Here is a 10,213-nt window from a genome sequence, read left to right on the forward strand (position 1 = left end):
GCCCCCATCCATCCCAGGAGGCCGTGCCCCACGAATGCGCCCACACCCGCGCCCGCCAGGACCGACAGCCACCGAAACAAATCGAAGACGGTGAACACCCGCTGTCTCCTTCCCTCGAAAGCCCGTGCCGGAATGGCACACCCCCAGGCCCGCCAGGATGACAACCTGACGGGCTGGGGGCTCGATTCGAGGGGCCAGGCCCTGCACCCGCGCAGGAGCCGTCGCCTCCTTCAGCAACTATCCGGCCAGGGTACTGCCGCCGAAGCCCAGGCCCGTCGCCCCTTGAGCGTCTTCAGCGCTTCAGCCACATCGGCTCGCCGGGGCACAGCCGGCAGCGGGCCTCTGCGTTGGCACAGGAGGTCGCGCAGGATGGGAGCGCCGCGCGGGCCGAGCTTCCGGCGCGGTACAGCAGGTCCTGATACGCGATGGAGCCCACGATGGGGTGCATGCTCTGGAGCTGCACCACGGTGCCCCCCGAGCGCTTCAGCCGGAAGGTCGGCGTCCCCACCGTCAACGCCGTCCGGATGGCCTGCACGCCGCCCGCTGTCTTGTCCTCGCCGTAGGTCGTCGTGCCCTGCGTGATTTCAAGCCGGCCCGCGGACGTGAGGAAGCCCACCAGCTCCACTTCATTCGTCGCCGGGCACCCTGCCTTGCACACCGCGAGGTTCGCGGACGTCTGGGTCGTGGGCACGAGAGACTGATGGTGGATGCGGTGATTGTAATACAGCACGTCGCGCTCGATGGTCGGCCGCGTGCCCGTCTTGAACCACTGGATGTAATACGCGGTCATGTCGTACGCGGGCCACTGCTTCCCCGTCGACGGCCGGATGTTGTGGTGCTCGTGCTGGTCGTTCCAGGTGACGATCTGGACCTCGTCCAGGCCGTCGGCAATCACATTCTCCCAGATGGAGCGGAGCGTCAGGGAGTTGCGCGCCTCCCAGAAGGCCTTGTCCTTGGGCCGGTAGTCCTGACTGCTCATCGGATGGATCCACTGTTTCCCGTACCCGGCCGCCTTCGTCTTCAGGCTCCCGGAGTACCCCGCCGTCGTCACCGGGACGGCCGTCCCCCACCCCGCGTAGGCATCCCCCACACTCTTGTACTCCTCGAAGAGCGCCGTGCTCCCAGTGCCAAGGAAGACCGGCACCAGGTACAGGCTCATGCCCAGCTCCGTTGACGCGCGCTGCTTCACGGTGGCGTAGAACGCCGCTGTCCGGCCCTGCGCGGCAGGATTGAACAGGCCAACGACATACCTCCCATCCGGCCGCCGCAGGAGCGCCGCGGAGCCCTTCAGCTGCCCCAGGATGCGAATCATCAGGTCCTGGTCCCCCGCCTGGCTCCCCGTCCCCAGGATGGTCATGTCGAAGTTGGGGATGATGTCGAAGCCGCCGGCCTGCGAGGCCGCGTCGACAATCGTCTTCGCCCGCGTCCACACCGCGCCGTTGTTCACGTCGCTGTCGGTCCACAGGTTCAGATAGAAGCCATCAATGCCAATCCTCGCCGCGAGCTCGATTTCGTCCTTCGCGTCGCGAAGCCGCCAGTCAGTCTCCGCGCGGGGAAGTCTCGGGAGCGGCCGCTCTCGCATCATGCCGCCGTAGGCCGCGTGGCTTCCGCTCTCGCCATTCACCGCGATGTAGGCGCGCTCGTAATAGTCATTGGACGTCGGGTTGGCGTTGTCGAACGACACCGGGTAGTAGTGCCAGTGCGCATACACCCGCTTCGCCGACGTCCGGAGCGTGGTGCGCGGCACCGCGGTGAACGGCCACTCACAGGGGCCACAGTCCGGCCCGCAGTCGACGCCTGTCTCGGTGCCGTTGCGCACCTGGTCCGAGCAGGTCGCGGCGGGCGTCACGCTCAGCGGGAAGCTGGACTGGTTATCGCTCTCGTTCGTCTCCGCCGGCAGGCGGTTGATGTCATCCACATGCGCGAGGAGCGTGTGGGCCCCCGCCGTGGCCGGCGCGGTCCACACCTTCGTCCCCGCGGGGCCGGAGTTGGCGGTGAGCGTGACGCTGCCCCCCGGCGCGATGGAGCTCGTGTACGTGTCCGACCACGACACCTGTGTACCGTTCACCCAGAAGGAGAGGCCGTGGACGATGCCCGCGGGCGTCGCGACGTTCCCCGCGTTCCGGATGGTCGCGCTGAAGGTGACGGCACTGCTCGGAAACACCGTGGTGGGACTCACGCCCGTGACGACGAGGTTGTAGCCGTCCACGAGCGCCCCCTGCTGCGAGGCCAGGGGCTCATGGAGCGGATCCCCGCCACAGCCCATCCACGCGGCCAGCAGCCCCAGGGACAGGACCTTCCAGGTGCTCTTCAAGTCGTGATTCGCGGGGTGCATCACAGGCTCCGTTCCAGCTCGCATCTTCCTGTCGCGCCATCACGAGATGGCTGGCGCGCTCCACGGGCGGGCAGGCTCCATTGTCGCGGTGGAGCTGAACGGGTTGCTTCAGAAACAACGGTATTTCAAGAAATGAAGGCTAGACCCGGCCGCCGAGTCCTCCGAGCCCCGAGGCCCCGGCCCCCCGAAGCTGGGCACAGAATTCGGCGCAGGCTCCTCCCCCTTCCTTTGGTGGAGCGGGTGCTGCCGCATGTGCCCTACCGGCCGTGGACGCCGTCCTTTCCGCATCGGGCGCGGTGGGTGCTGCTCAAGGACGTGGGGCTACGGCTCGGTGTCTCGGGCCGGTTGCGTGATGTTCAGCGCTCGGCTTCCATGCGCGCCTTCTCACGGACAATGACATCGCGCACGTGGTCGCGCAGGGCGTGCACGTCCCCGGCGAAGCCCTCCGGGTCGATGGGCTCCAGCACACGCACCCGGGCGTGGACCGCCTGCTGGATGACCAGCCCGTGCTTGGGCATGGTCCGCGCGGTGCCAGTGAGGACCACGGGGATGATGGGGCAGCGCTGCTGGATGGCCAGCGTGAAGGCGCCGTCCTTGAAGGCCTTCACCTCCCCATCCTTGGAGCGGGTGCCTTCGGGAAACATCAGGATGGGGACGCCACGCGACAGCCAACGCTCACACCCGGCCATCATCTGGATGATGCTCGCCCGGTCTCCGCGGATGAGCGGCACATACCGGTTGAGATGCATGTTCCAGCCGATGAGCGGCAGCTTGAAGTTCTCCGCCTTGGAGACCCACTTGAAAGGCCGGTAGAGGCCGAAGAGGACCAGGATGTCCCCCAGCGACTCGTGGTTGGCCACCAGCACCGCCGCGCCCTTCCAGGGCAGGCGTTCGCGGCCCTCCACCCGCAGGTGCCACATCGGGTTCACGTAGAAATACAGCTGTGCCCAGAAGCACGAGTACAGGTGAAGCACGCGTCCATTCGCGTCAAACGGGCGGGTGAGCGCCCACAGCAGGAGCGCTCCAAGGAACAACACCGCGCTGGACAGCGCGAGGAAGGTCCAGAACGCGATCGAGAGGAGGATTCGGATGGCTCCCACTCTGTCATGGATGGATGGTTCCACACAGCGTAGGTGTGCATGGATGACGCGTGGTGCACGAAGCGGGTCGCGTGGGTGACAGCGTCCATCGCGGCGCCGGCCTCGAGCGTCAGCGACCATTCGCCCGTGCTGAGCTGGGTGGGGACGCCCTTCCAGAAGAGGCGCACGTTCCCTGAGGTCTCCCATCCCGCCTATACGCTTTAGGAGGAAGACCGGTGCCAGAGGATGTCCCCGCCGGGTCCGGCGACGGCGTGACCTTCACTGCCGATAGGCTCCTCCTTCCCGTCGCACAGGAAGTCGATGCCCGCGGTGTCGTGGGCCGGGACCTTCGCGAGGAAACGCTCACCGGACGCGCCGCGCCCGACGATGACGCCGAACCTCGGGCTGCCGTCGCGTTCGTACAGCACGGTGTACGTCTCGATGCGGCCGGGGCCCGTGGCGCCCTCCACGAACGGAGGGACCGGGCCGCGCGCGGCGTCGGCTTCCGCCTGATGCTCGAAGGGCTGGGGCAGTGTTCCAGCAGGCGGCGGTTCGCGCGTGAGCACGAGGCTGTGATTGTGCGTAGCGAAGCCGCCGTTGCCAAAGAGCAGGCCATGACGGCCCTGCTCGCGCAGCCGCTGCACCATGCTGACCACCGCGTGGCTCATGTAGTTGGCGATGGGCCCACCGCCGAACGTGAGCCCCCCGAACACGGTGGCGGGCTTCTCCAGCGGCCAGCCCAGCACCCGGCGCGCCATCTTCGGCACGCACGGGAAGCAGCTGTAGAGCTCCACGAAGTCGAGCATGTCGACGGTCAACCCATTCAACTCCAGCGTGCGGCGCAGCGACACGGCCATGCTCGGTGAGCTTGCATAGCCATCGCGCGCGAGGAAGTCCTCCGGCTCATGCGCCGCCGCGCCCCGTCCCACGTACACGAGGCGGTCCTCCGGCACACCGCGCGCGAGCGCATTCGCCAGGCTGGTGACCAGGAACCCCGCGCCCTGGTTGACCGCGCTGTTCGCCACCATCCGCTTCCAATATGGAAACGCGATGGGCCGGTTGGACGCGGAGGGCGTGACAATCTCTTCCACGGACAAAGGCTCGCGGATCCACGCCCCCGGATTGCCCGCCGCGACCTGCGAGAACCGCGACCAGATTTCGCCACTCTCCCGCTGCGCCTCCGCCAGCGTCTGGCCATACGCGGCACGGCCGGCGTTCTCATACAGGGGATAGACGTCGACCGGAGAGTTGAGGCCGTAGCGCTTCCGGTAGGCCGCGTGAGCCTGGACACCGATGCTCGTCGCGGCGTTGTGCGCGGAGGGTGCATCCCCCGCAGCCAGCGCCGCGCGCCGGGCCGCCGTGCGCAGGGCCTCGCCGCCCACGACCGCCGCGACCTCCACGGCACCGGAAGCAACGCGGTTGGCGGCCTCGTGAAGCAGCCGCACCGGACTGTCCCCGTTGGCCTCCGCCGTCTGTTCATGAATGCGCGGCCGGGCGCCCAGGCGTTCCGCCAGCGCGAGCGGCAACGGGCCCATCTGCCGGAACGAGAGCTGATCCACCACCGCCAGCGAATCCAGCCGGGAGAGCCACCCACCGCCCGCATCCGCGTCCGCCGCTCGCAGCGCGGCCTCCATCAAGCCCAGCGAATCCAGGCCCCGCAGCGGATCCTCCGGCCGGTCGTTGATCTGCCCCACGCCCACGATGACGGGAATCCGGTTCGCGTCCTTCATGCCTCGCCTCCTGACCGACCTGCTCCCATGGCCAGCCATTCCGGTCAATGAGCCCATATTACCCGGATGGAATTGACGCCTGTTTATACCCGGGTAATATCCCCAACATGATTTCTCCTTCCGCCACCTGGACCGCCTTCACCGGCCAACGCCTGCTTGCCTCCGGCTCACCGGCCGAGGTCGTCACCGCCGCCAAGGCCGCGCTCGATGCGGGCGAGCATGAATCCCTGATCCTGTTCGATGACGCCACGGGCCGGACCGTGGACTTCCACCTGCGCGGCACGCTGGCGGAGGTGCTCGCCCGCCTCCAACCCGCGCCGGACCCGGCCGCCGAGTCCTCCGAGCCCCGAGGCCCCGGCCGTCCGAAGCTGGGCGTCGTGGCCCGCGAGGTGACGCTGCTCCCCCGCCACTGGGAGTGGCTGTCCGAGCAACCCGGCGGTGCGTCCGTGGCCCTGCGCAAGCTGGTGGAGGCCGCTCGCGCGAACAGCGGCGACGCCGACCGTGTCCGCCGCGCCCAGGCCGCCACGGACCGCTTCATGACCACGATGGCCGGCAACGCGCCGGGCTACGAGGAGGCCGCCCGCGCGCTCTACGCGGGCGACCGCACCCGCTTCAACAAGTGGACCCGGAGCTGGCCGGACGACATCCGCGACTGCGCCCGAAAGCTCGCGGCCCCCGCGTTCTCCAAGGAGACACCATGAACCACCAGTGGGCGCTGAAGTCGCGTCCCCACGATGAAGTCTCCGATTCCTGCTTCGAATGGCGTCAGACGCCGGTGCCGGCCCCGGGCCCCGGCGAAGCACTCGTGCGCGTCGTCTGGCTCGCCATCGAACCCACCCAGCGCACGTGGCTCAATCCCCACGCGACCTACATCCGGCCCGTCGAGTTCGGCGAGGTCATGCGCGGGGCAGGTGTCGGACAGGTCATCGCGTCCCGCTCCGAACGGCTGGCCGTGGGCGACTGGGTGACGGGCATGACGGGCTGGCAGGAGTACGCGCTGGCCGGTGACGCGGGCCTCTTCGGCTTCAACAAGGTGCCGGACGGCATCGACCCCAAGGCCATGCTGAACCTCTACGGCGCCAGCGGGCTGACCGCCTGGATTGGCATGACGGACGTGGCCCGCGTGGCACCAGGTGAAACCGTCCTGGTCTCCGGCGCCGCTGGAAGTGTGGGCTCCATCGCCGGACAGGTCGCAAGGCTCCGAGGCTGCCGCGTCATCGGCATCGCGGGCGGCCAGCACAAGGTCGATTGGGTCACCCGCGTTGCCCGGTTCGACGCCTGCATCGACTACAAGTCCGAGGACGTCCGGACGCGCCTCCAGGCACTGGCGCCCAAGGGCATCGACGTCTTCTTCGACAACGTGGGAGGGCCCGTGCTGGAGGCGGCGCTGGACCACCTGGCGGTACGCGCCCGCGTGGTGCTCTGCGGCGCGGTCTCCTCCGGCTACAAGGACCGTGACTACGGCGCCACGCCGCGCAACTACATGCAGCTGGCCTTCCAGCGGGCACGCATGGAGGGCTTCATCTTCCTGGACCACGTCCCGCGCTTCCCCGAGGCCTTCCGCGAGCTGTCCACCTGGGCGGCCCTGGGGGAGCTCGCCCTGACGGAGACCGTCGCCGAAGGGCTGGAGCAGGCGCCGTCCGCCCTGCGCGGCCTGTTCGAGGGTCGGAACCTGGGCAAGCAGCTGGTCCGCGTCGCGGCCCCTGTCTGAGCGCGGTAGCCTGCCGCCTCCCACCTCACGCACGGAGCCCCGGATGAAACTCCAGACCACGCTGACCACCGTTCTCGCCCTCGCCACGGGCGCCGCGGAAGCCCGGGACCCCGCGAAGGACGAGCGCGAGCTGCTCAAGGTCAAGGCCGCGCTCTGCCGCGCCTTCGAGACCGCCGACGTCGCCACGCTGCGAAAGAGCCTGGACGCGCGCTTCACGCTCACCGACTCCAAGGGCACGGTGACCGACCTGGAGCAGAACCTGGCGGAGGTGGCGAAGAAGGACCCCGTCTATGAGGTCTTCCGCAACCACCACCAGAAGATCCGCCTGTATGGCGACGCCGCCGTCGTCACCGGCATCACCACCCTCAAGGGCCACTCCGGCAAGACGCAGTTCGAAGGAGACTTCCAGTTCACCGACACCTGGGTCTACCGCGAGGGCCAGTGGAAGCTCGCCGCGAGCCACGCGACCCGGCTGGCGAAGTAACCCGCCTCACGCCGCTTCGGCCCCGGCCTCCGGCACAGGGCCGTCCCCGAACTCCAGCCCGTCGCGCCGCTGGTCGAGCTTCTCCTGGAGCGCCCGGATGATCTGGATGCTGAAGAGGGCCATGACCAGGGCGGAGCCAGCGGCGATCAGGCCCACCACGGCGCCGGCGGTCGACATGCCCCCATCCGCCGTCTCCAGCTTCCCGATGATCCGCTGGTCCACCTGATTCATGATCCGCGACAGGACGTTGGCCCCCCACCACACGGAGAGGGGAAGCACCGAGGCGAAGTGCGCCCCACCCAGCCGCGTCGCGACATCCTTCATCAGGTGGTAGGGCTTCACCCAGTTGGCCAGGGGAATCAGCCACCACCAGACCGCCATCGCAGGGGAATCCCCGATGTCACGCCCCAGGGCCTTGAGCTGACGGACGACCCGGTGGAACCACATCAGGAGGAAGACCTGGGCCAGGAGGCCTCCCCCCACGTTCAGGAAGACCACGCCCGCGGCGGGCACGCCCTGCACCTCTTCGGTGAACACCCCCAGGGACAGGATGACGTGGAGGCCCAGGCTCAAGAGGTCCGTCGCCGCGGAGAACTGGAGCGCGGTCACCGCTCGCCGAGCTCGGCCACGGGAGTCGGGCACCTCCAGGGCGGAGAGCCGCATGCACTCGCGGCACTGGCCGTTCTCCTGTTCGCACCCCGAGCACACATATCTTCCACACCGCGCGCAGGTGCGCACCGCTGCCCTTTCGGGATGCTGCGGACACACGGCCTGTGACTCAACTTCCCCCTCGACGGCACTGAGCATGAAGAGAGGAATTAGGGCCTGCCTTCAACCCTTCGTCAATCCCACATGGGAAAGGCTGGCTCCCAGCCGCTTCAAGCCTTCTGGAATGCGTGTCGCAGGAATACCGCCATATCCCAGCACCAGCCCTGGCCGAGCTCGTGGCCCCGCGAAGTAACGCGACAGGCTGATGAGCCCCACATCCACCGCCCGGGCCCGAGCCACCGTCTCCCGCTCCAACGCCACGCCGCCTCGCCGGAACGTCGCGCACAGGTGCAGGCCCGCCACGGAGGGCACCACCTGGAGCCAGTCTCCGCAGTGGCGCGAAAGCCCCTCCGCCACGCGCGCGTGCCTCGCCTCGTAATCCCGCCGCATCTTGCGGATGTGCCGCGCCAAGAGCCCACTGTCGATGAACCGCGCGAGCGCTGCCTGCTCCGGCACCGGACTGTGCCAATCCATCACGCGCCGTGCCCACCGCAGCTCCCGCTGGAGCGACGGCGGCGCGACGAGGAACCCCATCCGCAGCATGGGGACCATCACCTTCGAGAACGAGCCCACGTAGAGCACCCGCCCGGAACGGTCCATCCCATGCAACGTCTCCAGGGGCCGTCCGCCAAAGCGGAACTCGCTGTCGTAGTCGTCTTCAATCACCACCGCGTCGCGCCGCTTCGCCCACTCCAGCAGCGCCACCCTGCGCGCGGGCGACATGGGCATGCCCAGCGGGAACTGGTGCGACGGCGTGACGTAGACGAGCCGAGCGGCGTCCGGCAGCGCGGCCACGTCCAGCCCTTCCGCGTCCACCGGAACAGGCACGACGCGCGCGCCCAGCGACTGGAACACCTGCCGCGCGGGCGGATAGCCTGGATCCTCCATGGCGACGCAGTCCCCCGGCTCGATGAGCACCCGGCCCACGAGGTCCAGCGCCTGCTGCGCGCCATTGGTGATGAACACGTCATCCACCTCCGCGCGCACGCCCCGCGAGACGCCCACGTGCCGCGCCACCGCCTCCCGCAGCCCCCGGTGCCCGGCAGCGTCCACGTAGCCCCCGGACATCGTGGCGGCCCGCAGCTGGCGCGCCACCAGCCGGCGCCAGGACTCGAATGGGAAGCCCGAGACGTCCGGGCTGCCCACGCCAAAGTCATACGCGGCGGGAGCCAGCGGTGCTGGCAGGTCCGGCAATGAGCGCCAGAAGGCCCGGGCGCGCAGCGGCACCTGGGCCTCCCGCCCTGCCCTGCCACGCGGCCGTGACGACTCTCCCTGGACGAAGCTCCCCGCCCGCGTGCGCCCCGCGATGAGCCCCTCCGCAGTGAGCCATTCATACGCCACGCCCACGGTGTTCCGCGCCACGTCCAGGCGCAGCGCCAGCTCGCGGGTGGGCGGCAACCGCTCCCCACGGCGCAAGCGCCCGTCGAGGATGGCCGCGCGCAGCCCCCGGTAGATCTGCCCGGCCAGGTCCCGGCGTCCCCGGAGCTCCACATGGAAGTCCATGCCGCATCCTCCCACGGATTGGCCCAATGAAATTCGTCAATCCTGGCCCTGTCACCGGGCCAGCGGAGGACCATCCTTCCGGCATGACCGATTCCACCTACGCCTCCCACCCCGTCGACTCCGAACGCATGCCGTGGATCCCCATGGGCCGGCCCGGGCTCGCGTTCAAGCCGCTGCGCTTCTTCCGCGACGGCAGCGGCTGGATGTACCTCTTCCGCCTGGAGCCCGGCACCCTCATCCCCCGGCACCGCCACGTCGGCGAGTCGCACGCCTTCAACATCTCCGGCCACCGCCAGCTGCTCGACACCGGTGAGGTGATTGGCCCGGGCACGTATGTCTATGAGCCGTCCGGCAACGTCGACAGCTGGAAGGTCGTGGGCGATGAGCCCCTCGTCCTGCACATCACCGTGAAGGGCGGCATCGAATACCTGGGCGACGACGGTCAGGTCCTCAAGAGCGTGAGCCCCGCGGAGCGGCTGGAGACGTACCGCCGCTGGTGCCAGGAGCACGGCGTGGAGGCCCTCGCCACCATCGAGTGACGAATGCGGTTGCCCCGGCTTCCGCCCCCGGGCAGGAGGAGGCCTGGACCCCTCACCGGAAGGA

Annotated in this window: 9 protein-coding genes; 4 read left to right on the forward strand and 5 right to left on the reverse strand. The window is 69.0% G+C overall.

From position 1 onward, the window contains the following. Nucleotides 1–292: 292 nt before the first annotated feature. The 3 genes from D7V77_RS36950 to D7V77_RS36960 all read right to left on the reverse strand — a co-directional run bounded on the left by D7V77_RS36950 (nt 293) and on the right by D7V77_RS36960 (nt 5,144). Nucleotides 293–2,335: an endo-1,3-alpha-glucanase family glycosylhydrolase gene (locus D7V77_RS36950; RefSeq protein WP_158624559.1), complete on the reverse strand. Its 2,043-nt coding sequence runs from the start codon at nt 2,333–2,335 to the stop codon at nt 293–295. A gap of 356 nt (nt 2,336–2,691) precedes the next feature. Next, nucleotides 2,692–3,426, reverse strand: a complete 735-nt coding sequence (locus tag D7V77_RS36955) for a 1-acyl-sn-glycerol-3-phosphate acyltransferase (protein WP_233597464.1) — start codon at nt 3,424–3,426, stop codon at nt 2,692–2,694. 209 nt (nt 3,427–3,635) lie between these two features. After that, complete coding sequence (locus D7V77_RS36960; RefSeq protein ID WP_120580955.1) at nt 3,636–5,144, reverse strand: acetyl-CoA acetyltransferase; 1,509 nt, start codon at nt 5,142–5,144, stop codon at nt 3,636–3,638. 107 nt (nt 5,145–5,251) lie between these two features. Between D7V77_RS36960 and D7V77_RS36965 the strand changes: the two genes are divergently transcribed. Genes D7V77_RS36965 through D7V77_RS36975 form a run of 3 tightly spaced genes read left to right on the forward strand, consistent with a single transcriptional unit; the run spans nt 5,252 to nt 7,339 of the window. Next, nucleotides 5,252–5,845 carry a DUF2239 family protein gene (locus D7V77_RS36965; protein ID WP_120580956.1) on the forward strand — a complete coding sequence of 198 codons (594 nt, stop codon included), beginning with the start codon at nt 5,252–5,254 and terminating at the stop codon, nt 5,843–5,845. Further along, nucleotides 5,842–6,855 (forward strand): NADP-dependent oxidoreductase, encoded by a 1,014-nt coding sequence (locus D7V77_RS36970; protein ID WP_120580957.1) that lies wholly within the window; start codon nt 5,842–5,844, stop codon nt 6,853–6,855. The genes D7V77_RS36965 and D7V77_RS36970 overlap by 4 nt, the downstream gene beginning before the upstream one ends. 43 nt (nt 6,856–6,898) lie before the next feature. Continuing rightward, on the forward strand, nt 6,899–7,339 hold the full coding sequence (locus D7V77_RS36975) for a nuclear transport factor 2 family protein (protein ID WP_120580958.1): 441 nt from the start codon (nt 6,899–6,901) through the stop codon (nt 7,337–7,339). Nucleotides 7,340–7,345: 6 nt separating this feature from the next. Here D7V77_RS36975 and D7V77_RS36980 read toward each other — a convergent pair whose 3' ends face one another. Continuing rightward, on the reverse strand, nt 7,346–8,002 hold the full coding sequence (locus tag D7V77_RS36980; protein WP_158624560.1) for a DUF4328 domain-containing protein: 657 nt from the start codon (nt 8,000–8,002) through the stop codon (nt 7,346–7,348). A 168-nt stretch (nt 8,003–8,170) separates the two neighbouring features. After that, complete coding sequence (locus tag D7V77_RS36985) at nt 8,171–9,610, reverse strand: PLP-dependent aminotransferase family protein (protein ID WP_120580960.1); 1,440 nt, start codon at nt 9,608–9,610, stop codon at nt 8,171–8,173. A gap of 83 nt (nt 9,611–9,693) precedes the next feature. Here D7V77_RS36985 and D7V77_RS36990 point away from each other — a divergent pair, with 83 nt between their 5' ends. Continuing rightward, entirely contained in the window at nt 9,694–10,149 is a 456-nt protein-coding gene (locus D7V77_RS36990; protein ID WP_120580961.1) for an anti-sigma factor, read from the forward strand. The last annotated feature ends 64 nt before the right edge of the window (nt 10,150–10,213 follow it).

The organism is Corallococcus sp. CA041A, from assembly GCF_003612075.1.
GTDB classification, from domain to species: Bacteria; Myxococcota; Myxococcia; order Myxococcales; family Myxococcaceae; genus Corallococcus; species Corallococcus exiguus.

What these genes read in the sequence shown, in the direction of transcription:
- D7V77_RS36970 (WP_120580957.1), top strand. Translation starts at nt 5,842, where the DNA reads ATGAACCACCAGTGGGCGCTGAAGTCGCGTCCCCACGATGAAGTCTCC.
- D7V77_RS36950 (WP_158624559.1), bottom strand. Translation starts at nt 2,335, where the DNA reads ATGCACCCCGCGAATCACGACTTGAAGAGCACCTGGAAGGTCCTGTCC.
- D7V77_RS36960 (WP_120580955.1), bottom strand. Translation starts at nt 5,144, where the DNA reads ATGAAGGACGCGAACCGGATTCCCGTCATCGTGGGCGTGGGGCAGATC.
- D7V77_RS36990 (WP_120580961.1), top strand. Translation starts at nt 9,694, where the DNA reads ATGACCGATTCCACCTACGCCTCCCACCCCGTCGACTCCGAACGCATG.
- D7V77_RS36980 (WP_158624560.1), bottom strand. Translation starts at nt 8,002, where the DNA reads ATGCGGCTCTCCGCCCTGGAGGTGCCCGACTCCCGTGGCCGAGCTCGG.
- D7V77_RS36965 (WP_120580956.1), top strand. Translation starts at nt 5,252, where the DNA reads ATGATTTCTCCTTCCGCCACCTGGACCGCCTTCACCGGCCAACGCCTG.
- D7V77_RS36985 (WP_120580960.1), bottom strand. Translation starts at nt 9,610, where the DNA reads ATGGACTTCCATGTGGAGCTCCGGGGACGCCGGGACCTGGCCGGGCAG.
- D7V77_RS36975 (WP_120580958.1), top strand. Translation starts at nt 6,899, where the DNA reads ATGAAACTCCAGACCACGCTGACCACCGTTCTCGCCCTCGCCACGGGC.